This window comes from Chryseobacterium sp. GVT01B (genome assembly GCF_019970045.1).
In the GTDB taxonomy this organism is placed as follows: domain Bacteria; phylum Bacteroidota; class Bacteroidia; order Flavobacteriales; family Weeksellaceae; genus Chryseobacterium.
Genome location: NZ_JAHXYI010000003.1, coordinates 665289 through 690161, shown reverse-complemented (window position 1 = coordinate 690161; position 24873 = coordinate 665289). Strand labels below are relative to the sequence as shown.

Genomic DNA, 24873 nt, shown 5'->3' with positions numbered 1-24873 from the left:
ATCTGTTTAAGTTTAAAGCCTTACAAAATAAAGTTTTGCCTGATGCGTTTAAATGTTAATTAAAAACTAAAAAATTTTGAAAAAATATTTAACTCTACTTTTTTCATACTATTTATAAAGCATTTTTATCAGGAAATAAAAGGATTTAAAAGTACTAGACCGGAAAAACAAGCTTTAGTATTCTATCCTGAGATTTGAAATTTAGATTCCTGCGGAATGACAAAGTGCGTGGATAGACTTCGGGAATAATAATCAGCAAAATTTGCAAGAATGATTATTCTATAGGAATGGGCTTTAGCCCGTTTGATAAAAGGTTAAAATTCAAACGGCTTTAGCCAAAACCTATAATATAACGCGATGTTCGCAAAAGCATTTTGAAGTCTTTTAAATTCGTTCGCAAGGGCATTTCACTCAGCCAATAAGGTAATTCTGAATTTTAGAGCATGGATTCCTGTGGAATGACAAACTGAGTGGATAGACTTCGGGAATAATAATCAGTAAAATTTGCAAGAATGATTATTCAATAGGAATGGGCTTTAGCCCGTTTGATAAAAGGTTAAAATTTCAAACGGCTTTAGCCAAAACCTATAATATAACACGATGTTCGCAAAAGCATTATGAAGTCTTTTAAATTCGTTCGCAAGGGCGTTTCACTCAGCCAATAAGGTAATTCTGAATTTTAGAGCATGGATTCCTGCGGAATGACAAAGTGAGTGGATAGATTTGGGAATAATAATCAGCAAAATTTGCAAGAATATTATTCAATAGGAATGGGCTTTAGCCCGTTTGATAAAAGGTTAAAATTTCAAACGGCTTTAGCCAAAACCTATAATATAACGCGATGTTCGCAAAAGCATTATAAATTGTTTTAAATTCGTTCGCAACGGCATTTCACTCAGCGAATAAGGTGATTCTGAATTTTAGAGCATGGATTCCTGCGGAATGACAAACGAAACGTTTAATTAATCCCAAATTGATACTATAAAAAATGAAAACTCCTCACATCGCTGCGAGGAGTTTTCTGTATAATTATAATAAGCTGATTTATCTTTGAACTGCTTTTTTCAAGCCAGCATCGGGACGTAAAATTCTGTAACGTACTTCGATGTCTTTCGGTACATAGAACACCAATGGAAGTTTACTGTTGTATCTTACCGTTTCAGGCTTTAGGGTAACAAACTTTTTAGTCAGTTTTTTATCCATGCAGCCCATCAGGGTTCCGGCAGTTTCTCCTTTAGACTCTACTTCATAATAGTTATAGCCCCATCCCTGAAGATCCTGAGTTTTCATTTCTCCCATCAGGAAATAGTTGTTACAATCTAACATTTTTTCAGCACCTACAAAAAGTTCAACTTTTAAATCGTTTTCGTTTTTTGCTACTGGAAGCTGAATATATACCTGTTTATATCCTTCTTTAGCTTTTGGGAACATTTCAATCTGTAGTTTTTCAAACTTTTCTGCTTTCTTTTGCGCGAAAGCATTTACTCCAGCCATCAATACCAATCCAGTAATTAAAGTTTTAGAAAATTTCATCTTTATAATTTTTTAATTTGTACTAACCTAATTCCAAAAATCATTCCAAAATTAAACAATTGTTTGATTTTTTCGATTTAATTCTATTTTCATTTGAAATCTTTCAACAAAAAACTGCAGTAGTTTATACTGCAGTCCTCTTATACATTATTCTGATATTGTTACATTGCTTCCTTTTGTGTGGGCGTTCATCTGTGGTGCATAATAATTCTGCATCGTCGTGATTCCGTTGGAGAATTTTCCTGATGCATTGGCTACTACATCGTATTCAAAAACATATTTTCCTTTCGGCATGTACTGAATATAGAAATTGGTAGAAGCATCTTTGGTCGACTGATAATACCCAAGATTATTTTTCCACTGATATCCGGATAATACATCTACAGGTTCAAATCCTGCCGCACGCATATCTTTAATATGGATAAATTCCATGGCTCTGTCTGTGTTCAGAATCATTCTTACCGTTACCTTATCTCCTACTTTCAACGGCGTTTCAGAAGAGATTTTCTGAAGTTCTTCTCCGTTTACTGTTTTCACTTTTTTGTATAATTCTTTCGTCACGGAAATATAATTTTCGGAAGATTTGATTTTATCTAGATCTTCGTAATACTGCCAGAACAATCCACCCTGAACAATTCCGGGACCAGGTTTTGTAACGGTTACAGTGGCTAAGTTTTTATCTACGGCGTCTGTTTTCACTGTTGATTTCACATAGCCTGTTGCCTGGGTCTGAGGAACCAATTCTTTTCCTCCCCAAACGATAGTAGCTTTATCACTTTCTGCTCCGGTCCATGATTTTCCTGAATTCAGAATAGTAAAGATCACTTCGGCTGTCCCTCTTGAGCTTCCCCATGAGTTGACTTCCTTCTGAGTTACCAGCCAGATTTTCATATCCTCAATAAAGCTTTGGTCATTAGATCTTAACTTATTGAATGTTTCCAATGCTCCGGCATGGTTCACCACTTTGGAACCGAACCATCCCCAGTCATTCAGGTTTTGCTTCCAGTAGACCCCTTGTGTTTTTGTATCTGTAGATGTTTCTTTAAGGTAAGTCATCAATTTATCAGATACATCTTTCAGACCGTAATCATTCATTAATAAGGCTGCACGGTGAAGTCCGAAGAATGTGAAATCTGTGATCTTCGCTGTTTTTGCTTTTTGTTTTACCAACGCTTTCAGAGTAGCTCCTTTTCCTTTTAAAGGATATTGTTTTTCCCAATAGTTTCTGGTATCAAGATAATCCATAGCCCAATTGTTCCAAACGTTGCCTTTTTTCACATCAAAATACTTGTTGACTTCATTATCGACATATTGAATCAATTTAGCTGTAATAGCATTCTGATCGGCACTTTGATAGTCTTTCACATTGTCTTTTAACCAAGAGTTGATTTTCCCTAAGTTTTTAAGGATATACAATGAAGTACCGTAAGAACTTGGATACCCAGGATACCATGAGAATCCACCATCAGGGTTTTGCAGTTTTTTGAAATCGTCCCAATCCTGATTAATCGAATTTTTCATCGTATTGACATCGAATAATAATGCCAGTTTCTGCATCTGTTCTCCTTCATTTTTGCTTTCCAGTAACCAAGGTGTTTCTTCCAGCAACAGTTGTTTCAGCTCCTGATTTTTTTCAAGATTTGAATTTAATAATCCTTTGTTCTGATATTCTTCAAAAACCGTTTTCATTTTCGGATTAGCTTTGAATATTTCTGAAGCCAGCACATCTGCAAACCATTTATTGAAGATTACATCTGCTGAGTTATTCTGATCATTTTTCAGACTTGGAAGGGCAAACATAATCTCCCAGATCGGATTGGTTGTCAGTTCTAATGTATTCGAAACATTAGAAGCTGTTGTGGAAGTATTATTTTTAAGGTTATCTAACACAAATGTTTTGGTTTCTCCTTCTTTTACAAAAACAGGAACGGCATCAGTCACAAGCATTCTGTTTGGTAATACAGCAATGGCCTGCTGTTCACCATCGGAATAAGCACCTGCTTTGGCAACCACTTTAAAAATAACAGAGGAAACGTTGTCCGGAACTTTTAATTTCCATGTTAATGCATTGCTTCCGTTTTCAGTTAAGTTAAAGTTTTGTACTCCTGAATTCATTCCAAATTTTGAAGAAATATTTTCATTGGTAAAGGCATCCAGGATTTGTAACTCGGCAGAACCGTTCAGTTTTTTATCGGTAAGATTTGAAAGTTTTGACTGTAGGTTCAACTCATCCCCTTCTCTCAGGAATCTCGGATAGTTCGGTGTCACAGAGAATTCTTTCTGGGTTACCACTTCTTTTTCCAGGGTAGCTGCTCTTGCATCCTTTGTGTGAGCAAGGAACATCAGCTTCCATTTTGTCAATGCTTCCGGAGAAGTGAACTCGAAGTTTACATTTCCTTCGGCATCGGTTTTCAGATCCGGATAGAAGAAGGCTGTTTCGTTCAGATTCTGACGTACAGGAATTTTTTCAAGATCCTCTCCATCTGAATCTTCACCTCCATTAGCGTCCTGTGCTCTTACTCTTGTAGCTGAGGCTTCATCATAGTGCTTATTAGATTTTTTTGCGTATCCAGTCATAACCACTTCTTCAATTGCTGCTTCTTTTGCAACAGCAGCAGGAGCCGGCATTACTGCATTGTTAACCATTACTCCTGAAACTCTTCCTTTTAATCCATAGTGAGCAAAGTCACCATCAAACCAGTTGAATTGCGGAACTTGTATATACTTGTCTTCAAAATATCTCAGCCTTTTCTGATAGTTTTGCTGCTGCAGGTAATTGTTGATCCCATAAGAAGTAACAATTACAAATGGTGTGTACAATTTTCTCCAGCTATAGCTATTTTCGGCAAACTGATCCAGAGACATATCGTACATATTAGCCAATACCTCAGCATTGATCTTTTCATTATCATTTCCGGTTACTTTTACCGTCCATTTTTCCTTAGAATTCGGTTCCAGTTTATCTCTGAAGGTTACCGTTTCAATTTTTAAAGGTTTTTCTGTGTCTTTTATTTTTAAAGAAACAGATTCTGTATTCACATCATTGAATGCTACCAACTGAAATTGGAGGTTCAGGTCTGATACACTTTTATCTTTAGGAATTTCAGCAGTATATTCTAATATTCCTTTTTTGATCTGATGAACTTCTGAAACCGTTTTTCCGGATCCATCCTGAACAAAAACATTCACTAATGCATCAGGAATTGCTGAGAACACATACACTTTGGCCTTTTCTCCTCTTGATAATTCTTCTTTCGGAGCAATCACTGTAAGGAATGTTTTTTGAGTTGGTTTTAAAGAGGTTTTATCCCAGACACTGAAATTCTGAGCTGCTTTTATAGTGTCTCTCCCTTCGATATTGAAAAGTTCCAGCTGATAATCTCCAGCTTCCAGTTTTCCTAAATCAAGATTTGTTGTTAGCTGAGCATTATCTGCAGATGGCTGCTGTTGTTTTTCAACCAATACTTTTTCTGTTTTCCAGTTCTTGATTTCATCATTTTCATCAAAAAGATCATGCGGAAATTTGCTGATGAACTCTTCTTTTGAATATTTCGGAAGATTCTGCACGTCAGATTTGAAATTATCTCTGAAAATTCTGTCAGGAGCGGTCAGTTTTGATAACTTAACCTGATATGATTTTTTAAGATTCTGATCGTTATAGTTCTTGGTTTCCACCTTTACTTTTACATTTTCACCAGTAAAAGTATTGGCAATATTTTCTGCCTGAATGTAATGAGAAACGGATGCTACTTTCAATTGAGTATTTGCAGTCTGTGTTTCCCCATTAATGTCTGTAACGGATGCATTGATGGCATAGTTATCAATTTGTATCCCTTCCAGTTTATCATCTTTTTTAAGCTCCAGACGGATAATAAATTCTCCTTTTTCATTGGTCTTTGCTTCGCCCAGAATTGAGTTTTCATTATCATTGTCCTGTGGATACCAGCTGAAATATCTCCATCTGATATTCTGTTTCTTAATTTCATAGTTTACTGTGGTATTATTCAACGGAACACCGGAGAACATTACTGCTTTTCCTTTCAGTTCTATGGTCTGTCCGTATTTGTATTCTTCTTTTACCGGATCGAAGGTGACTTCAAACTTCGGTCTTTTGTATTCTTCTACTCTGAAATTTTTATATCCCTGGCTTTCTCCATCTATTCTCAGGTAAAAATTACCATTCAGTTTTCCTTTCGGAAGAATAAAGCTTCCATGATATGAGCCAAACTCATTGGTGGTAAATTCCTGCGAAGAAACCTCTTCACTATTGGTATTTAATAAAGTTATTTTTTGTTTTAATCCAGAAAGAACAGATTCAACTTCTTTATTGATATTTGTATTAATAACTTTGAAATAAACAGTCTGTCCGGGACGGTAGATTCCTCTGTCTATGAAGATCTGAGCCGTTGAACGGGTTTGTTTGTTAGGATTATAGTCTTCAGCAGACCCTCTGTTTCCATACACCTGCATGATCTGGAAATCATTGGTTTTAGGCTGCTGGATCAGGAAAGTCCGGTAGTACTCTTTACTTTCAGTAGAAGGGAATTTAAATACTCCATTTTCATTGGTTTTACCCTCAATTTTATTTAATGTTTTATTGGAAACAAATTCATAAAAACGAAGTCCTTCATTCGTCAGTGGTTTTCCGTTTTCACTATTCACCAACTTTAACTCATCAGAAAGAGGATTTCTGTCTGTTTTAGACTGATAAATAATTCTGTTTCCGGATACCAGGAAGTAAAAATTCTGTCTGGAGTCTGAATCTTTCATGTCAGTTCCGGCAACCGTAAATTCTGCTACATATACTCCTGAAGGAAGCGGTTTCACTTCCAGTGAAGTTTTATGATTCTGATAATCTTTAGGATCAGGAAGCTGGAATACTTCTTTCCTTACCAGATTCTTTTTCAGCTTTCCAAAAGTATTGGAATAAGAGTTCTGAACATATTGAAGCAGTGATGTAAAATCATCTTTTACTTCATAAATATTCAGGGTAAATTCTGACACGTTCTGATATTGTGCAACAAAATGAATCGGAAGGTTATTCTGGGTCTGAGCTTCATATTTTAAAGTCAGATATGGATTTACAATCTGAGCTTCTTTACTTTTGATATTCTCAATAAATGGAGATTTCGGATATTCATTTTTAGCCTGAGCCGCCAGTGCAATAGCTTCTTTAGGTTTCTTTTTGCCAACGAGCTCATCCATGATCTCTCCCATGATCATCACTTTATAATCTCCTTCTACATTAGATTTTAAAAGATTCTGAAGCTGCTCAAGTTTATCTTTACAGTGATTGAAGTTACAATTCTCTGTAATCTTTTCTTTCATGAAGTACAGCTTTGCATTTCCCTTATTCTGAGCAATCAGTTCATCATAAGTTGCATTGATTGCAGTACGGTTTGCTGTCAGTTCATTTTTTGTGAAAATATTGTTTTCAGATAAAAACTCTACTTTCTTTATGGCATACCAATCAGACAATGTTGGGAAATACGCGATATCAACCGTTCCGGAAAATATATCCTTATATTTTTCCAGAGAAATCTTTTTCATTTCAGGTTTTTCCTGATCAAGTTCCTGAAAGCTTTTGGTCAAATAATTTTTAAAATCAAGCCTGCTCCAGGTCTCAATCTGTGCAACATCCTGAGAATTAATATTGGTTCTTCCGTTTATTTTCCATGAATTCTGATTGTAATGATCCATGAAAAAGCCATTCAGCAAAACTTTGTATACCAATTTGCCTTCACCACTTAATTTACCTTCTGCATCTTTAAGCTTTTTAAAAAATTGGGAAGCGGAATCGTTCTGGTCATCGTCCACCGTTTGGTTTACAATACTGAACTCCGCTTTCAGAGAACGGATCAGCTCGAATGCATTATTTTCTTTCATGGCTTGTTTTTGTATGTCTAAAATAATGGGAAGATTAGATTTATAAGCTCCTTTCGTACTGTTTTCAGCCACTTTTTTCCACTGGGTATCATAATATTTCTGTGCGGATACCTTTGAAAAGCTGAGCATTATAAGCAAAAGCATAAAAATCTTGGAAAATCTTTTCATATATATTAATTTTGATAAATGAACATTTTAAAAATACTGAAAAAAACTGTCATAGACAGCCAACTTTATGTCTCTCTTATGGGAACTCTTTTTGCAGTATTTTTTATGAAAGAGCAAAACACATTCCGTTTCCCTACCTTTGCATTAATTTTCATCACTTATTTCAGTGGTTATCTGTATACTAAATACCAATACACCAAGCACTTTTTCAAAATAGTGGTCCTCAATGCTGTTGCAGGAATTATCTGTGCCTTTTTAATCATTCACAACCATAATGAAATAAGGCTTTTGAAGTGGTTCATTATTGTAGTATTGGGACTGCTTTATAATAGCTTTTTTCTCGATGTTTATATCCGGAAAATCCCACTGCTGAAAGTTTTTTATGTCGGCTTAGTTTGGGCGCTGGTCAACTGCTGGCTCACTCTTCCGGAGTTCAGTATTCCTATTTTTCTGATCAGCTTTTTCTTTATCACCGCTCTTGTGCTTCCTTTTGATATCCGGGATATGAATAGTGACACCGTAAAGACCTTTCCTATGCTGATAGGGGTTCAGAATACCAAATACATTGCTTATGCACTAGTTTTCATCAGCAGTATGATCTCTATTTTCTATCTTGAATTAGCATATGCTCTAGCTTTTTTTATGTCAAGCATCATAACTTATATTTTCGTCTATTTCTCTGAAAATAAAAGAGATGACACTTATTATTCATTTGGGGTGGAAACTTGTTCAGCACTTCCCTTTTTATTTTTACTAATAATGGAGTATTTTTGACGAATGATAATCAAGAAGCTTTCCCTCTACAATTTCAAAAACCACTCTGAAAAAAAATTTGAATTTTCACCACAGATCAATTGCTTTGTGGGTAATAACGGTGTGGGAAAGACCAATATTCTTGACGCCCTGCATTATTTATCTGTAGGAAAAAGTTTTCTGGGAAATACAGATGCGAATAATATTAAAAGAGAAGAAGATTTCTTTACGCTTGATGCTGAAATTCAGAATGAGGACAGCGAAGATATCATCAGAATTACCCAGCCCAAAGAGGCTAAAAAGGTGATCAAAAAGAATGATAAGAGCTATGACAGGCTTGCAGACCATATCGGCTACCTTCCGAGTGTTATGATTTCTCCGTATGACTCCAATCTCATTTCAGATTCCGGGGAAAGCCGACGAAAGTTTCTGGATTCTATGATCTCTCAAACGGATTCAGAATATCTTTTTGACCTCATCCAATATCAGAAAACAATTCAGCAGCGAAATGCTTTACTGAAATATTTTGCCAAGAACAGAACATGGGATAAGGATTCACTGGAAATCTATGATGACCCGATTACCCGATTCGGGACCAAAATTTTTAAGAAAAGAAAAGAGTTTGTAGAACAGCTCAACCCTATCGTTCAGAATTTCTATCAGATTATTTCCGGTGGGAAAGAAACCGTGTCTGTTATTTATGAATCTCATTTATTGGAAGATTCTTTTGAAAATCTTTTAAAAGAAAGCATTGAAAGAGACCGTATGCTCACCTATACCTCAAAAGGAATCCATAAGGATGATCTTCTTTTTGAAATGGACCATGTTTTAATCAAAAAAATAGGATCTCAGGGTCAGCAAAAGTCATTTCTGATTTCTTTAAAACTGGCTCAGATGAGTCTTGTGAAAGAACTTACCAAAAAAACACCTATTCTTTTACTGGACGATATTTTTGATAAGCTTGATGACACGAGAGTTTCACAGTTAATTGAACTTGTTAATCGTGAAAGTTTCGGACAGATATTCATTACTGATACCCACAGAGAAAGAACTGAAAGTGTAGTAAAGAAAATCAACGAGGAAAGTATTATTTTTGAGGTGTAGCGCCGATACGAGGTACGGGATGCGAGCTTTATCTGTTACGATAAAAATTTATTTATCATCGAAATGCTTTTTATCTTAACTTAATATCCTAAAAACACAAATAATATGAGTTATAGAAACTTGGAAATTTACAAATTAGCTTTTGAATTATTTTTAAAAATACATAAAGCATCGTTTCTTCTCCCTAAATATGAACTTTTTGAATTAGGCAGCCAGCTGAGAAGATCTTCCGATTCAGTGATTACGAATATTGTAGAAGGTTATGGAAGATCATCTTACAGAAATGACTACATTCGCTTCCTGATTTATAGCCATGCAAGTAATGATGAAACAATTAATCATTTAGAAAAAATTATCATCTTATACCCCAATTCTTCTTCAGAATTTGAAACATTAAGAAATTCATATAATACACTAGGTGGAAAACTTAATATTTATAAAAAATGGGTCATAGAAAATTGGAATAAAAACAATCTACAATAAAAAATAGAAAAAACTCGAAACCCAAGACCTGAATTCCATAACCCCGAATCACGCAACCCGAAACCCGAACCTCAGCTATGAAGAAGAAAAAACGTGAATATCAATCCTCCGAACTGGTGAAATCTTTTGCCAGGATTTATGGTTTTGAACATAAACTTGTTGCTTTTGACATTAAAGATTTCCTCGAGGATTATCTTGATGAAAGTCTTTTCAACGAAATAAGAAGTGTGAATATAGAAAACCAAATTATTATTATTAAGATTGATTCTCCTTTACTGAAACATGATTTTAAAATGCGGAAAAGCTTTTATCTGAAAAAGTTTCAGGATAAATTTGGAGAAGAAAAATTTCATGACCTTCAGATACTATAAAGACAAAAATGTATATCTATAGAAAAATGCTACCCGAGGGTAGCATTTTTTATTTTAATTAATGTTCTTCAGATTTATTGGAAATGGTACTGCTCATAAGATCATCTGCCTTTTTATCCAGTCGTGAGCTTAATGGAAGGAAGAATTTCAGGGGATGTTTCGTAAAATATCTGAAAATCTCTTTATAAATCTCACTTACCTGTCCGAAATTCATCTTTCGGGATCGGAATGCCAGGAACATGGATAGACTAAAACTTACCAGGAAGTTGAAAAAACCAATCAGGAAAACCGTTACAAAAGACATCCAGAAAGTATAGGAGTCTACTGAAAAATCTTTTCCATAAAGTCCCAATGCAAAGTTACCGGCAGCAAAAGTAATGTGTCTGATATCTAAATCGAGGCCGAAAAACATCCCTACCGGAGCTGTTGCTCCAAGGAACACCCCGAACCAAAAGTTAGAAACAATTCCAGGCCAGTTTTTAGCATAATATTTTGAAAGTCCTTTTGCGAATTTCTTTCCGAAAAAACTTCTGATTGAAAGGTTTTTGGCAATTCTTTCCGGAATCTGGTAAAACACGGAATTGTTCCCGATATTCCCTGAAATAATCCCTGAAATAAAAAGATAAAAACCGGCTATACTTGCATGGAGAATCGCTTTTGATTTAAAAGGGTCAAGGTCTTTTAATAATTTATCTGATCTGTCTACTGCCAGATTTTGTGAGAAAAACACATCCAGTCCGTAAATAATGGCAAGCGCCACCGGAAAAGCAAGCAGCACATTTCCTACAAAGGCAATAAACTGACTTCGGAATAATTTGGATACCAAATGGGCAAATTCTGTATTGTTTCTTTGGGTCTTTCCTTCCTCAGACAATACTTTTGTCATGGTAGCAGCTGTCATTGCCGGCTGTTTTGTAGCAAGGGTAAAACCCATCAGATAGATCATCACAAATCCCATTGCATAGTTCATCGAGTATAGAAAAGCGTGTGAAAAATCACTTCCCGGGATATACCCGTACAGCATTTTCAGAACACAAAGTGCTCCTACAATGATTCCACCACCACTCGCTTTGTAGAACATCGTCATATACTCTTTCCGGGTAGAGGTGATGTAATGAGCCCCGGCTTCTGCGGTATGATTGGTAATAAGATGGGAAATCAGCCTTGTACTATCGTTGATCAGATCAGAAATATTGTTTTTATGAGATTTGTAGCTCAGAATATTAAAGATCAACTGTTTAGATTTTATCAGAACATCTTCTTCAGTATCAATGACCAATAACTGCACAATATCATAAATTCGTTCAGTCTGCTGGCGGATCTTAAGCAGGGATTGGTTAATTTTTCCGGAAATACCATATTTGGCAGAATTTTTAAAAGCAATATTTACAAATTCCTGGCATTGTTCTGCATAGATTTTAATCTGTTTATATCTGCTGTCTTTGGAATGAAGCTGAAGTTCAGGGTCTTTTTCCAGATCATCTGCTAATGTTTCCAGCTCATTCTGAAGGGCAAGAAACGGATTGTCCAGATTTCTGTACTGCGGAGCCATTCTCACCACTTCCACTTCCATAGCCATCCCCGTAACCCTCCAGGAAAGAATATTCATAGAGAAAATGAGTTCTTTTTTCACATTGGGTTTCAGGATAAAATCTGAAGCACCCAGCATGTTTAAAAATTCGTCAATCTCGTTTTCAGGAAGATTATGCAGATATCTCAGATCTTTCTTAGGTCTAAGACTCACATTGTCAATCATAAACCACACCGTCTTTTCGTTTTCAACAGGTGGTAAAACCTTGTTCAGGATTCTTTTTTTAAGCTCCGGAAAGAAGGCATTTTCTGAAAGAATATTAGCCTCCGTCAACGAAAGATTGAAAGGTCTTCCTCTGAAAATATTGTGGATATAGTGTTTAAAGTTCTCAGCAAAATTAGGATTGCTTCTGAAAAAATTGAGCACATCTGTAAAGTCTGCCTCTTTGATAGTCTCTAAAAACTCTGCAAAGGGCTCTAAAGAAAGGGTTTCGTTCTTAAAAGAAAAATATTTTTTAAGAACTGACTCAAAGTTTGTGCTGGAATTAAAGAATTTCATTAGTACAAAGATACTATTTCAAACTCACATTCCTCATCTGTCTCATGATCCAATTATGTTTCTTCCTTAAATAAGGAGATGGATTTTTAGGGTCATATTTTTTCGGATTAGGCAATACTGCAGCAATCCAGGCTGCATCTGAAGCACTTAAGTCCTTGGATGATTTTCCAAAATAATACTGAGCCGCAGCTTCCACTCCAAATACACCTTGTCCCATTTCAATAGAATTTAGGTATCTTTCAAGAATAATGTCTTTGCTCCACACTTTTTCAATAATGAAAGTGTAGACCGCTTCCAATCCTTTTCTCACCCAACTTCTTCCCTGCCAAAGAAATATATTTTTTGCTGTCTGCTGGGAAATGGTACTTCCTCCTCTTATTTTTTTGCCTTTCTCATTATATTTCATCGCTTTTTCGATGGCTGTATAATCGAAACCGTCATGATCAAAGAATTTCTGGTCTTCAGACGCGATTACGGCTTTTTTCACATTGCTTCCCATTTCGTCATAGGAAATATAATCCCTGTGCAGTTTGCCGTATTCAAAAAGGCCTCCTATCTGGGTAAGGGTAATTGGCGGATTAAAGAATCTGCCCCAGATAATAAAAACTACATTCAGAACAAGAATGATGAAGATAAGCTGTTTAATTTTTTTCCACATAACTTTATAAAAAGGAAAGGCAAAAATAAGCAAATAGTACGAGTTACTGCAATTCTTTCATGTAAGTAAGCTGATAATCCGGTAAAAGTTCAGGATGGAAGATCTTAATGTAATCTTTAAGGATCAAATCTGCTCTTACCACTCCACTTTCGAAGAAATCATTGGCTTTTAGTTTTTCTTTTCCTGCTATGGTGTAAATTTTTCCTTTATTGAATACATCAAGTTTTCCATAGAAAGGATTCATGCCCAGCATTTCTTTTTTTGAAGTATGGCTTCCTGCGTTCACCCAATACTGAACACCTCCTGCTTTGGCATATACTTCTTCAAAGCTCATCGTCAATGCTTTTTCATCTTTGTTGTCCTTCATGACATAATTGGCATTGGCATCTGAAATATAATGAGCAACAGAGGTATTTCCACCTGGAAGATACCATACGTCTCCATACATTTCATTGGCAAGAACAACTGGTTTTTCTTTGGCAGTTGACGCTAGTTTTTTCAGTTCACTATAATTTTTTTCTACTTCCTGGTATTTTGTTTCTGCTTCTTTTTCTTTTCCTAAAAATTCTCCGAAAATTTTAATATAAGCAGTTTTTTCCAAAGGCTTCTGCTCCATATATTCATCCAGAAATATCACCTGAATGCCATTATTTTTCAAAAGCTCATAAGTATTGTCAAAGCTGGCAATGTGATTCGTAAAAATAGCATCCGGCTTCATAGAGATAATCTTCTCTATATCATATTTCTGCTCGCTTCCTACGTTCTGGATTTTCCCTTCTTTAAGCAGATTCTGAATTTTATCTGAATAGATATACTCCGGACTTGATACCCCAATGATTAAATTTTCTGCTCCAAGCTCTGAAATATACCCTGCCATAATCGCATTCAACAGGATAATTTTCTTGAATGGAGTTTGATTTTGCTTAAAATTATAAGTAAAATTCCCCGATTTTAGCTCCAAGGTACCATCATGTTCCTTAAATTGGGTACGGGCAGATATATTGGTCCAATCTGAGGACGAAATTTTTGATTCTCTTTTACAAGCTGTTAGCGCAAAAACCGTAAATAAAAGTAAAATTCTTTGTTTCATCTTTCAAAGAACGGAAAAAAGTGCTATATTTGCAAACCTTTAAACAACAAGATAACACAAGGCCTCGTGGCGCAACTGAATAGCGCATCTGATTACGGCTCAGAAGGTTACAGGTTTGAATCCTGTCGAGGTCACCAAAAGCCAAATGGCGCCACTTTATGACAAGTAGCGCCATTTTTTATCTGTATATTCTTAATAGCATTATACTTGCAGGGTTTATAAAATACTTTTAAGTAATGTGCTAACAAGTTATTTACTATTGATAAGATTCCCAGTCAATATTATCTTTTGCCCATTGCTTGGCAGAGGTTGTCGGAATTCTGTTTTTGCCATTAAATGTCTTTTCTAATGACCAGGAAACACCTCTTCCTGCTCCGAATATGGAACGGTATTTTTTAACGAAATTGGCGGGATCATTTTTAAGATCATTGGTTATTTCATTGATGTCTGAAAGTCTACGCTTATACTTTTGTCCTGACAATGATTCTGCAATGTCAGCCAAATCTCCGTAGGTGATGGTATCACCTGCAATATAGACGATCTCATTTTCAATCTCTGGTTCTGTGAAGAATATCTCAGCGGTAAGTCTTCCAATATCATCAGGTGTCGTTAGGGTAACCGCAGTATCCCACCCGCCAATGGCATTGATCGATTTTTTCTCTAAATCTAAAATACCAAAAAATGGTTCAAATAGATAGCTGGTAAACATACCCGTGGAAATAATGATCCACTTTGTAGTATTTTGTGATCTAAGAAGTTTTCTTACATCAAGCTGTTCATCAAACAGATCCTGGGCACTGCCTCGTCCTATCAGCTCAAAATCAACTCCGAACTGCCAAGGAAAATATCTTTTAACGCCAGCATCAAGCACAGCATTGGCCAACTTCAGCTGAAAACCTCCTGCACCGGTTCCATAGCCCGTACATGAAACAACAGCATCATAGTTTTTGAAAATAGCAATAAGTTCCAGAGACGGAGCGGACAGATCCCCTGCGAGCAGTTCCACACCTAATTCCTTGAGCTCTGTAATATTCTTTTTCTTATCCTCATCTTCAGAGTGAATTGTTGCTTCTCTCAGTAAAACAGTCACTCTTACGTTGATATAGTTTTTAGCTTTTTTTGCGATATTGCGGATGACAGGCATCCCTAATTCACCTGCTCCTAAAATTAAAATTGACTTATTTTCCATTTTAAAATAATTTAATGTATTTGAATCCCGACATTGTAGAGGTTTGTTCATTTCCTTGAGCAAAGTTATTGCGTTCAGATTATGAAAGCAATAAGACACCTGGCTGTTAGCCACTTACCTATAGGTTAGTTTTTTGATTTCTAATTAAATTATTTTCAATAAAGTTCAAAAAAAATTTTCTGAGATCAGTAACCTTAAAATTTATTGTTTAAAATGAGTTTTTTACTTAGAAAGATTTATCTTTAAATAAGCAATAAGCACATAAATTATAAATATGGACAGATTAATGACAGATGCTGAAATAGTAAAAGCCTGGGATGATATTTGTAAAGTACTGAATAAAGATCAGGATGAGCTTAAACATGACATACTGAATCATGTTGGCAATAAATGGTCACTTTTCGTAATTCATGCTCTTGGAATAGATGGGAAGATGCGATTTTCAAATTTGGAGAAGCACATTAACGGAATCAGTCAAAAAATGTTGACGAAATGTCTCCGCGAATTGGAAAGAGATGGTCTCATTTTAAGAACAGTTTATCCAGAAGTGCCACCGAAGGTGGAATATGAATTAACATCTTTAGGCCGAGGTTTATTGCTTCAAGTTACTCCGCTTTGGCTATGGATTGCCCGTCACAGCAATGAACTTAATAATGCTCGGGCAAATTATATAGAACAAATGGGTCGATAATTTTCTATAAATAATACTGTGTTTATTTGTTAATGTCAGCATCAACAATGTATGCTTTCATATATTAAATAAAAAAATGAAATTATTTAACGTTGTCACCATTAGTTGGTACAAAAGATAAACAATGTCATTTAACGACGAAACCATCCAAGGTTATTTGCTTTAAATATGTAAATGATAAATTTCAATAAAATAATTTTACGATTTCAAAAAAAATTATTTGATAAAAACGTGATTTGTAAGTCGTTTTTAATTTGGCTTAAATGAAGTAAATCATCTATAAAAGTGTTTTAAGATATGCTCGTCTTGGTCACCAAAAACCAAACGACGCAACTTTTCTAGTTGACGCCGTTTATTTTATTCTTGATTACAAAATAAGCCAGATGTTTTGGCATTAGATATTACAATTTTCCTTGCTGCAAGAATTTCATTGAATCATAATCAAAATTTTATAATAAAATATTTACTGATTATACAGCCTGAGAATCTCCACCAATTCGGGTATAGATCGTATTTTCAGTTTCTCAAACAACCTGATTTTGTAAGTGCTGATCGTCGATGAATGGAGATTCAGCTGATTAGAAATTTCTTTGAGGGGAAGACCTTCTGCAAGCTTATTGGCAATTTGCAATTCGCGGTCTGATAACGCTTCAAAGGGAGAACTTTTGGCCGTGCCATTTAATGATTCTAAAAGAATTGCTTCTTTTATATTATCACTGATATATCGTCCCTTACTAAGCATTGCCGTTAATGCAGTTTCAATGACTTCAGTGGAACTTAGCTTACTGAGATAGCCACCAGCACCCATTTTCAGATAACGCATCCCATACAACTCTTCATCCTGTGAAGAAAATATCAGAGTTTTTAATGCAGGTTGATGAATTTTTATATAATCTATTGCTTCCTGAACAGTACCATTAGGCATATTAACGTCCATAATTGCCAGATCAAATTCTTCTTTCAGAATTAAATTGTACAGCGATTTATAATCCTCTACTTCTGAAATTATGGCGTCTGGCTTGAATCGTTTGATTGTTTGTATCAAACCCATCCGGACGATACCATGATCATCTGCTACAACAATGCGAATGTTTGCTTTTAAACCCATCATTCTATAAATTTATGTAAAAAAAGGGAAACCGTAGTGCCTTTATTTTCAGTGGAAATGATTTGGATGTTTCCGTTAAGCAAGGATATAAAATTTTTTACAATTTTCAAACTTAATCCAACTCCTTTCTCGCCTGCAGTTCCCAGGAATATGGGATTACCATGATTGTAGATCGTAGGTAAATACTTCTCATGTATTCCTGTTCCGAAATCAATCACAGAAAGTATAACCTCATCATCCTCTGTAATCGATTGTAAATAAATATCTTGCCCCGGAAAAGTGTATTTTACCGCATTGTTAAAAATTTTGTCTAAAACATATTCGAGCAACATGCGATCGCTTGTAAGAAATGCATTGTGATCTCCTTTAAAATAAAATTTAATGTTTTTTTCGTTTAATTTAGCAGCGTATTTTTCTTCTAAATAGTGAAAAAGATCCATCACCATGATTTTAACGGGCTTAATCTTAAATTCCCCATATTGTGTTTTTAGCCAGGCAATGCTATCCTGGGTAGTTTGCAGATTCTTCTGGGCATCACGTTTTACCTGCGGCAACAACTTAAAAAAATCTTCCTCACTTAAAGTCTTTTGCTCCAGCTCTTCTATAAGCCACAGAAAAGTTCCAAACAGCTCTTTTGAGTCATGAGACAATATCGAGATCAGTCCGTTCTTGAAATTGATTTCGTCTTCCAGTCTTTCGATTTTTAATTGGAGTTCGTTGATAAAATCAGTCATAAATTCAGTATCAAATGTTTTAGAAGCTTTTTGAATTATTTTTTTTGAAAAAAGGCAGAAAGGGTTTATTATTTAAACATGAATAAAACATCCAGTTCAAGCCTTTCTCCAGAAGCTGGCAAGTTATAAAAAATATCATATTAGTAGGAAAAAAATCAAATGGGATTTACTATTTCAAGTAAATCCCATATTTTATCTTACTAAAATCCAGATGCACAAAAGGCAAAGTTTAAATTCATGAAAAGCGCTAAATTGTTGCGAAAATCATCTTCTGGACTCTTAATACCAGATGGTATTTCTAAGACTATGAAAGAAAAACAGAAAATGCCAATACTTATATTGTCATTGCAAACGAATAAAATTTAATTCAAACAGCTTCTGAATTTTCTAATGCCGTTAATTTATCAATATCGTACTGATTGGCAATTGATTATTGCTATTAAAGTGGTTCATAAGGAACTATTTCAGAAAGTACTGTTAAATTGCTGTAAAGCTATAGTAAACATTGATAGAGTAAGTGGTATTTTCCTTACCTACCAAACTTTGGGCACCCGCAGGTGATATGGTATATCTTACGTTCAGTCCCCGATCCAAAACCGGAGCTCCGTTAAAGAGTATTTTTTGAGGCGTTTTGGATAAGGGAGCATTTACAGAACTTCCATCTACGCCAATTTGTAAAATATTTGAATTGATATTGGTCTGCAAACCACCTTTCTTGAAATAATTTTCATCCGATTTTACATAGAGTTCAAAATTTTCATTATTAGACAACATAATTTGGTTGGGAATCATTTGTGACTGACCATCGGTGTAATGGGCAGCGGTATTAAAATTAAAGTTTACATTGCGCCCGGAACTTGGGATGGTGATCTCCGACAGAGGAAGCACCTTTAGCTGAACAGCCGTATTTTGCAAACTGTTAATTGAGTTATCTGTACTTCTGGCATTGAAGTTCAATTCAAACGTATAAGTTCCGGCTTCAAAAAAAAGGTTTTTAAAATCATCCGCAGACACTGAAAGCTCCGGAATGAAGTTGTTTCTGTTTCCCGCTACAACACTGAAATTAGCAGCGGAAAAATTCTGAAAATCGGCAGATAAGGTTTTGGTGGTAAGTGCAGATCCATTACTACCCAATTTAATGCTTGCTATATTTCTGGTTCCCGGAACACCTTTAGAAGAAGTGAACTGAATGTTTGTGGAAGCAGCTTTCGCCCAAAAATTAAAATCAACCGTATGCGCGATTTCCGTATTGCCCAAATCCCACACCCGCGTGCTAGTATTACGGTAGTCATTCAAAGAAGATATTTCTATGTATTTTGTTAAAGAGTTTGCAACCCATCGCATAGATGGAGGAATGACTAAAATTGTTTTAAAATTATGTGGTGTGAAGTCATTATAATTCTGAGTTATATCCATGGAGTAATTCCCGGCCCGGAAGGCATTGGCAGTAAATTGTGAGGCAGGAATTTTAAATGTAAAATTGATATTTCCCCGGTTGAATCCGCCCCCGATACTGAGTGATGGCGGTTCAAACCATCTTATAGCACTTGTACTGAACGACTGAAAACCTGGTAAATAACCTGTTAGTCCGGTATATGGCAGCTGCCCGCCCATACTTTCTAACTGCCACAGAAGAGTGGAACTGGGCAAAGTAAATGATGAAGAAGAGTGAGTAAAAGTTGGTCCTGAAACAGAGGTAAATGTAGGAGCTGTTGGGAGTAATCCCAAAAAGGCATAATCCCAGTTTGTTCTGTTGGCGTTCGTCATTACCCTTGTAGGTACTGAGGTAAATTCGCTTCGGTTAAAAATATTATTGTCAGGAACCGACAGGTATACATCCTGAGCTTTCGCGACTGCAGATCCGCAGAATACGGTAAAAATTCCTATTAGAAAAGCCCTCATCTTTTTCATACTTTTAAATTTAAAACTTTTTCACCTTAATGGTGGTGTCTTTCTTCTTATATTCAAAAACTACGGTTTTTGAGTAACCTTCCTTAGTCACCTGAATAGTTTGGGTGGGTTGTGTATAGCTGTATTTGTCATTTTCAATATAGAGGTTGTATTTTCCATCTTTCAGGAAAAACTCAAACTCATTTTTTTGATTAACCACGGCAGTATAGATTATGCCATCTTCACTTTTTGCATACACCACTATTCCGGTTACATCCGTTTCCAAAACATCGTAGGCTTGCTTAATCTCTGTTAATTTCCCACTTACCCTGATGTTTTTTACCAAGCCCACTTTGCGGTTAATATTGCTATGTACCATAATGACAGGATCCATCATCAATCGGGCACCCGCACTTTCGTTCACTTTCAGTGTGTAAGTACCTTCAGGCACATTCTGAAAAACTACTTTTCCATTTTTATCCGTCATCGCTACATAATTGTCCAGCTTTACAATTTCATTAGCAAGTACCGATTCGCCGGATTCAAGAAGTCCATTGAAATTTTTATCTTCAAAGAACTGGAAAGCCACTTTATGATTTCCGAGAGCTGTTGCTGTGGTAAAATATTTTTTAATCCCCACTCTGAACTGGTAATAACTGCCACTGGTTGCATATTCAGCCGTAGATTTATAACCGGAAAGATTAAAATAACCTGTGGTAGACCATGAAGGCGAAATCTTATATTCCAGATTACCGGTGATATTGCTGTTTAAATTTTTATAAAGTTCTGAATAGAAGGCTCCGGCTGAAAAAGATCCAGTCAGATTATGATTAAACATCTGGAAATTATACGAGGCGTAAACATTATAGTTGGCGAAATTACGGCTTACATCATAATAAGAATTTAAATCAAAGACACTGGTTGCGTTCCATTGGGCTGTTCCGTTGAGGGAGAATGATTTATATCTGTAAGATAGAGTTGTTTTCAAACTGTTGAACCAGTCCGCTCTATCGTTCTCTTTTGAATAAGAATATTCCGCTGTCAGGTTTAATCCATGAGCTCCTAATGTAGTGCTGATATTAGCTTCCAACCGGTATGAAAAAAGCTCCTGGGATGTGTAAAAATTAGCTGTTTTTTGCTTTTCAACCTTTGGAGAAAATAGAAAATTCCACTTCTTTAAAGAAAACTGATAGCCTAATCCCAAAGCTTCTGTACTGTTGAAATAATAACGTAAATTAGAGGTATTCCCAGGTTGGGTTGATGTACCCTGAAAACTCAGGAACTCAGGCTCTATCTGCGAATTCTGATATTGTATAAAAGCGCGCTGAGCAGCAGAAAATTGGCGACCAATCCTTTGATTTAAGAAAAAAGATCCCCTTTTGATCCCTGCATAACTTTTGGTAGCAAAGGAATTGACAGATTGTATATCCCAGCTCCCTATTTTCCCATCGTAATTGGCTCCCATTGAAGCTCCTGCATTTTCATCTTTGTTCAAGAGGCCTTTTTCGTGGCTCACACCAACCTCCGTGCGAATTGTATTTTTATCGTTAATTAAAAATGATGTTACCGCGTTCGCTACCTGCGTATCTATGTTAAAGCGCGGATCATGATCGAATATATAAGACACTTTCCCATTGAAAGATTTAGCATTCCCAAAAGCATATTTTGCACCCACAATGGTAGATCCTTCCGTTTGTTGGAAATAAGTACCATACAGATTATAATTATTTTCCAGCCCAAGAATTTCAATCTGATTATTTTCACCAAATTTGGTAGAAACCTTCCCACCTCTTCCGAAAACCGGGTAATCGTAATCACTGCTATTAACATTTCCCACCCGTAATACCGTATTTTTTCTCTCCAGCTCCAGCCAGGTATCATACAGGTTATAACGGCCATCTTCAACATAGTAATCTGCACCGATATTGAAGCGAGATTTTAAATTGTCAGTTACCCGAAATGCTGTATTTCCCCTTAATTGAAGATAATTGAAACCTGAACTGTTTTCATTATAGCTGATTTCCGCAAAATTACTTCCGCTCACCGCTTCGTTTCCGCGGGCAAGTTGTCTGTTGTGCGATAAAATGACTAAGTAAAGTGTGTTGCTTCCCACGATTTTATTATCAAGCAGGTCTGTGACAATTGCATTAATATTAAATTCCGGATAAAGTGTATTCTGTTTTCTGACCGCAATTTTGATCTCAACCGTTTGTTTTTCCAGGCCTTCCAGAGATATGGTTTGTTGTTTTGGCATTATTTCCAAACCGTCAGGAATAGATTGCAAATCAATTCTAACAGTTCGTTTACTATAACCTTGGTTTTCTACAGTCAACAGAATTGAAGATTGGGGCAAAGCAGGGTTAATGAAATTTTCGTAGGTGTCGGTATAAATTGCAATGTTTTTGTTCTCTTCTTTATCAACGAAGAAAGAGGCGATTTCAGCTCTGGTAACCGTTGAGCTGGTATAAGAAACCTGGAATTTGATCTCATTGGATCTCAGTTTCATAAAATCCACGTTGGCGATCAGTTTCACAGGAAGATTTTTAGACTGACCCGCACCTAAGGTAAAATCATTTTTGGGATAGAAAAGCAATCCCGGATATTTTTCCTGAGGTATGATATTCTGAATGATAATCTCTTCAGAACTTTTATTCTCAATGACCAGGAAATTAGTAAAAGTAGAACCCTTCTCAACAGCTACACTGTCATTTTCAAAATGGATTTGAATATCCTTCTTTTCCTGCGCAAAGGCCAACGAAAAGTGCAGAAGAACAAATACAAAAAATAAGATTGTTTTTCTTAGCATTGATATTCCATTCTGTGGTTTCAAAGCTTAATTTTAAAATTTAAAGTTTTTTTCTCCTACACGTAAATCATTGGATTCTGCCATTTTGATAATAGCCACGCCAAGGAAGTTCCCTGAAATATTCTCTGGTAAAGAAAATTGAACAACCTGATTGGTATCCGGAAGCATGGAGATGGAAATTGCAGGCAACTTTATTTCCTTACCACTGTCTGTATTGGTTAGTTCAAACTCAACGGTGGCATCATTGATAGTGTTACCATCATTATGGATGCTTACTGCGACTTTTCTGTTCGCTGCATTCTCATTACTCGCCTCTGAAATATTGGTAATATCTAAACTTTTTACATGGTTTCCCGGTGGAGTATAAAAGATGTGAAGTCCCACCTCAAACAAGGTGATAATACCAATACCATTCTGAATACGTGCCTTATCTGCCTGCTGAGGAAGTTGAGTGAAAAACAACATGCTGTTCGTAACTGCAGACTGTGATGCGTTTGCCGGGATCTGCATGGTTACTACAATTTCCTTTGTACTTTTGGCAGGAACTGTTACAGCGTTTTCTAAGGTAGACATCCAGGAGGCATTGGAAGTTTTTGAACTGCCTGCTTCAAGATAAACTTTATTTCCGTCTTCTTCTCTAACCCAATCTTTATAGTTGAGATTAAAGACATAATCCTTGTCCGAACTGTTTTGAAGCGTGACTGTCTTTGTTACTTTTTCTCCCGGATTACCTGTGAAAAACAAGCGTGTAGGTGACATAGAGATGCTTTGTGCCAGAAGTGAAGAAGACCCTGTAAGGATAAAGAAAATGAAAAGGTGAATAAACTTGTGCATGGTGTAAATAGTTTAATAATAAAAGATTCCCAAAACTACTGAAAACATAGCAAAAGGAACCTTTGCAAACTAAAAATTTAATTATAAAGCAGTCGCGGTATAAGTTACTGTTTGTGTATAAGTTCCGGCTGGTTTACCTAAAATATCAGAAGATGATGATTTTGCCGCTGGAATAGTGTAGTCCAGATTCAGTGTTAAGGCACTTCCAAGAGGAGCGTTTGATACTAAAGTTTGATCCGTTGCAGATAAAACTACAGCGCTTTTTGTTCCACCCATAGTTCCGGCAGCTGTAGCTGCTTTGATAGTCAAAACATTTACAGGGATTAAGTTCGTTCCATTCATAAAATTAGCACCCCCTGCTTTTACTTTAACATTAAAGTTCTTTGTGGAAGTAACTTTTAAAGAGTTAGCTTTAGTAATCGTCTGATCAGAGTTATAGTCTGCTGCAGTAACATAGTTAAAGTCAACTGTATTACCAATTGCAGTACTTCCTGCGTCGATAGAGATTACATCGTTCAGGGTAATGTTTACGGTTGTAGTTGCCGTTGTATTTTGAGCTTGAACATTATTAATTCCTAATATGATGGCTCCAAAAGTTAAGGCTGCGATTACGATTTGTTTTTTCATGATAGTAATATTTAATTTTTATTCTTGTTTAATTGTTCTCTTTTGAACACTACAAATCTACAGCTGCAATAAAAGTTTCTTTGTAGTGGAAAAAGGAAGTTCGCGTAGTAAAATCACTACAGGATTACTCATTTAGTTTAAATAGAAAAACCCTCAATACCTGTAAAGTGCTGAGGGCATATATAATTGATGTGTTTTTTTATTATAAAGCAGTCGCAGTATAAGTTACCGTTTGCGTATAAGTTCCGGCTGGTTTACCTAAAATATCAGAAGATGATGATTTTGCTGCTGGAATTGTGTAGTCCAGATTCAGTGTTAATGCACTTCCAAGAGGAGCGTTTGATACTAAAGTTTGGTCCGTTGCAGATAAAACTACAGCGCTTTTTGTTCCACCCATAGTTCCGGCAGCTGTAGCTGCTTTGATAGTCAAAACATTTACAGGGATTAAGTTCGTTCCATTCATAAAATTAGCACCCCCTGCTTTTACTTTAACATTAAAGTTCTTTGTGGAAGTAACTTTTAAAGAGTTAGCTTTAGTAATCGTCTGATCAGAGTTGTAGTCTGCTGCAGTAGCATAATTAAAGTCAACTGTATTACCAATTGCAGTACTTCCTGCGTCTATAGAGATTACATCGTTCAGGGTAATGTTTACGGTTGTAGTTGCAGTAGTATTTTGAGCTTGAACATTATTAGTTCCTAATATGATGGCTCCAAAAGTTAAGGCTGTGATTACAATTTGTTTTGTCATGATAGTAATATTTAATTTTTATTTTTATTTAATTGTTCTCTTTTGTATACTGCAAATCTACAGCGGCGATAAAAGTTTCTTTGTAGTGAAAAAAGGAAGTTCATGTAGTAA

General features: G+C 35.8%; 18 protein-coding genes and 1 tRNA gene. 6 read left to right on the top strand and 13 right to left on the bottom strand.

The genetic code is table 11. The annotated features are described in order from the left end of the window. Positions 1–1044: 1044 nt before the first annotated feature. Together LC457_RS09735 and LC457_RS09730 are read right to left on the bottom strand one after the other, a co-directional pair. Positions 1045–1533, bottom strand: coding sequence for an ecotin (locus LC457_RS09735; protein WP_047378072.1), 489 nt, complete (start codon positions 1531–1533; stop codon positions 1045–1047). 147 nt (positions 1534–1680) lie between these two features. Next, a complete protein-coding gene (locus LC457_RS09730; protein WP_223599668.1) occupies positions 1681–7587 on the bottom strand; it encodes an alpha-2-macroglobulin in 5907 nt (1968 codons plus the stop codon). Positions 7588–7605: 18 nt separating this feature from the next. Between LC457_RS09730 and LC457_RS09725 the strand changes: the two genes are divergently transcribed. From LC457_RS09725 to LC457_RS09710, 4 genes are all read left to right on the top strand, one after another. Continuing rightward, complete coding sequence (locus tag LC457_RS09725) at positions 7606–8361, top strand: hypothetical protein (protein ID WP_223599667.1); 756 nt, start codon at positions 7606–7608, stop codon at positions 8359–8361. 3 nt (positions 8362–8364) lie between these two features. Next, positions 8365–9444: a DNA replication/repair protein RecF gene (gene recF / locus LC457_RS09720; RefSeq protein WP_223599666.1), complete on the top strand. Its 1080-nt coding sequence runs from the start codon at positions 8365–8367 to the stop codon at positions 9442–9444. A gap of 105 nt (positions 9445–9549) precedes the next feature. Then, the gene (locus LC457_RS09715; protein ID WP_223599665.1) at positions 9550–9927 is read left to right on the top strand and encodes a four helix bundle protein; all 378 of its coding nucleotides are present in this window, start codon (positions 9550–9552) and stop codon (positions 9925–9927) included. A gap of 77 nt (positions 9928–10004) precedes the next feature. Continuing rightward, positions 10005–10298 (top strand): hypothetical protein, encoded by a 294-nt coding sequence (locus tag LC457_RS09710; RefSeq protein WP_223599664.1) that lies wholly within the window; start codon positions 10005–10007, stop codon positions 10296–10298. 58 nt (positions 10299–10356) lie between these two features. Here LC457_RS09710 and LC457_RS09705 read toward each other — a convergent pair whose 3' ends face one another. The 3 genes from LC457_RS09705 to LC457_RS09695 are packed head-to-tail and all read right to left on the bottom strand — an operon-like array spanning position 10357 to position 14135. Beyond that, complete coding sequence (locus tag LC457_RS09705) at positions 10357–12387, bottom strand: site-specific recombinase (protein ID WP_223599663.1); 2031 nt, start codon at positions 12385–12387, stop codon at positions 10357–10359. Positions 12388–12400: 13 nt separating this feature from the next. Further along, positions 12401–13045 (bottom strand): monofunctional biosynthetic peptidoglycan transglycosylase, encoded by a 645-nt coding sequence (gene mtgA, locus LC457_RS09700; protein WP_047378078.1) that lies wholly within the window; start codon positions 13043–13045, stop codon positions 12401–12403. A 43-nt stretch (positions 13046–13088) separates the two neighbouring features. Then, positions 13089–14135, bottom strand: a complete 1047-nt coding sequence (locus tag LC457_RS09695; RefSeq protein ID WP_223599662.1) for an ABC transporter substrate-binding protein — start codon at positions 14133–14135, stop codon at positions 13089–13091. A 60-nt stretch (positions 14136–14195) separates the two neighbouring features. Here LC457_RS09695 and LC457_RS09690 point away from each other — a divergent pair. After that, positions 14196–14272: transfer RNA gene (locus tag LC457_RS09690), tRNA-Arg, on the top strand. A gap of 119 nt (positions 14273–14391) precedes the next feature. Here LC457_RS09690 and LC457_RS09685 read toward each other — a convergent pair. After that, on the bottom strand, positions 14392–15324 hold the full coding sequence (locus LC457_RS09685) for an aromatic alcohol reductase (protein WP_223599661.1): 933 nt from the start codon (positions 15322–15324) through the stop codon (positions 14392–14394). Positions 15325–15598: 274 nt separating this feature from the next. Here LC457_RS09685 and LC457_RS09680 point away from each other — a divergent pair, with 274 nt between their 5' ends. Continuing rightward, on the top strand, positions 15599–16015 hold the full coding sequence (locus LC457_RS09680) for a helix-turn-helix domain-containing protein (RefSeq protein ID WP_223599660.1): 417 nt from the start codon (positions 15599–15601) through the stop codon (positions 16013–16015). A gap of 463 nt (positions 16016–16478) precedes the next feature. Here LC457_RS09680 and LC457_RS09675 read toward each other — a convergent pair whose 3' ends face one another. The 7 genes from LC457_RS09675 to LC457_RS09645 form a co-directional block, all read right to left on the bottom strand. Then, a complete protein-coding gene (locus LC457_RS09675) occupies positions 16479–17126 on the bottom strand; it encodes a response regulator transcription factor (protein ID WP_223599659.1) in 648 nt (215 codons plus the stop codon). Further along, the gene (locus tag LC457_RS09670; protein ID WP_223599658.1) at positions 17123–17857 is read right to left on the bottom strand and encodes a sensor histidine kinase KdpD; all 735 of its coding nucleotides are present in this window, start codon (positions 17855–17857) and stop codon (positions 17123–17125) included. Before LC457_RS09670 ends, LC457_RS09675 begins: the two co-directional genes overlap by 4 nt. A 477-nt stretch (positions 17858–18334) precedes the next feature. Then, positions 18335–19768, bottom strand: a complete 1434-nt coding sequence (locus LC457_RS09665; RefSeq protein WP_223599657.1) for a hypothetical protein — start codon at positions 19766–19768, stop codon at positions 18335–18337. Positions 19769–19778: 10 nt separating this feature from the next. Continuing rightward, the gene (locus LC457_RS09660) at positions 19779–22577 is read right to left on the bottom strand and encodes a hypothetical protein (RefSeq protein WP_223599656.1); all 2799 of its coding nucleotides are present in this window, start codon (positions 22575–22577) and stop codon (positions 19779–19781) included. Positions 22578–22586: 9 nt separating this feature from the next. After that, the gene (locus LC457_RS09655; protein WP_223599655.1) at positions 22587–23387 is read right to left on the bottom strand and encodes an Fn3-like domain-containing protein; all 801 of its coding nucleotides are present in this window, start codon (positions 23385–23387) and stop codon (positions 22587–22589) included. 81 nt (positions 23388–23468) lie between these two features. Beyond that, complete coding sequence (locus LC457_RS09650; RefSeq protein ID WP_223599654.1) at positions 23469–24014, bottom strand: peptidoglycan-binding protein LysM; 546 nt, start codon at positions 24012–24014, stop codon at positions 23469–23471. Between the two features lie 202 nt (positions 24015–24216). Further along, entirely contained in the window at positions 24217–24762 is a 546-nt protein-coding gene (locus LC457_RS09645) for a peptidoglycan-binding protein LysM (RefSeq protein WP_223599653.1), read from the bottom strand. Positions 24763–24873 lie beyond the last annotated feature (111 nt).

Excerpts from the sequence above, each read along its gene's own strand:
- LC457_RS09730 (WP_223599668.1), bottom strand. The coding sequence starts at position 7,587 with ATGAAAAGATTTTCCAAGATTTTTATGCTTTTGCTTATAATGCTCAGC.
- LC457_RS09645 (WP_223599653.1), bottom strand. The coding sequence starts at position 24,762 with ATGACAAAACAAATTGTAATCACAGCCTTAACTTTTGGAGCCATCATA.
- LC457_RS09705 (WP_223599663.1), bottom strand. The coding sequence starts at position 12,387 with ATGAAATTCTTTAATTCCAGCACAAACTTTGAGTCAGTTCTTAAAAAA.
- mtgA (WP_047378078.1), bottom strand. The coding sequence starts at position 13,045 with ATGTGGAAAAAAATTAAACAGCTTATCTTCATCATTCTTGTTCTGAAT.
- LC457_RS09685 (WP_223599661.1), bottom strand. The coding sequence starts at position 15,324 with ATGGAAAATAAGTCAATTTTAATTTTAGGAGCAGGTGAATTAGGGATG.
- LC457_RS09680 (WP_223599660.1), top strand. The coding sequence starts at position 15,599 with ATGGACAGATTAATGACAGATGCTGAAATAGTAAAAGCCTGGGATGAT.
- LC457_RS09650 (WP_223599654.1), bottom strand. The coding sequence starts at position 24,014 with ATGAAAAAACAAATCGTAATCGCAGCCTTAACTTTTGGAGCCATCATA.
- LC457_RS09735 (WP_047378072.1), bottom strand. The coding sequence starts at position 1,533 with ATGAAATTTTCTAAAACTTTAATTACTGGATTGGTATTGATGGCTGGA.
- LC457_RS09715 (WP_223599665.1), top strand. The coding sequence starts at position 9,550 with ATGAGTTATAGAAACTTGGAAATTTACAAATTAGCTTTTGAATTATTT.
- LC457_RS09725 (WP_223599667.1), top strand. The coding sequence starts at position 7,606 with ATGAACATTTTAAAAATACTGAAAAAAACTGTCATAGACAGCCAACTT.
- LC457_RS09655 (WP_223599655.1), bottom strand. The coding sequence starts at position 23,387 with ATGCACAAGTTTATTCACCTTTTCATTTTCTTTATCCTTACAGGGTCT.
- LC457_RS09665 (WP_223599657.1), bottom strand. The coding sequence starts at position 19,768 with ATGAAAAAGATGAGGGCTTTTCTAATAGGAATTTTTACCGTATTCTGC.
- LC457_RS09695 (WP_223599662.1), bottom strand. The coding sequence starts at position 14,135 with ATGAAACAAAGAATTTTACTTTTATTTACGGTTTTTGCGCTAACAGCT.
- recF (WP_223599666.1), top strand. The coding sequence starts at position 8,365 with ATGATAATCAAGAAGCTTTCCCTCTACAATTTCAAAAACCACTCTGAA.
- LC457_RS09675 (WP_223599659.1), bottom strand. The coding sequence starts at position 17,126 with ATGATGGGTTTAAAAGCAAACATTCGCATTGTTGTAGCAGATGATCAT.
- LC457_RS09670 (WP_223599658.1), bottom strand. The coding sequence starts at position 17,857 with ATGACTGATTTTATCAACGAACTCCAATTAAAAATCGAAAGACTGGAA.
- LC457_RS09710 (WP_223599664.1), top strand. The coding sequence starts at position 10,005 with ATGAAGAAGAAAAAACGTGAATATCAATCCTCCGAACTGGTGAAATCT.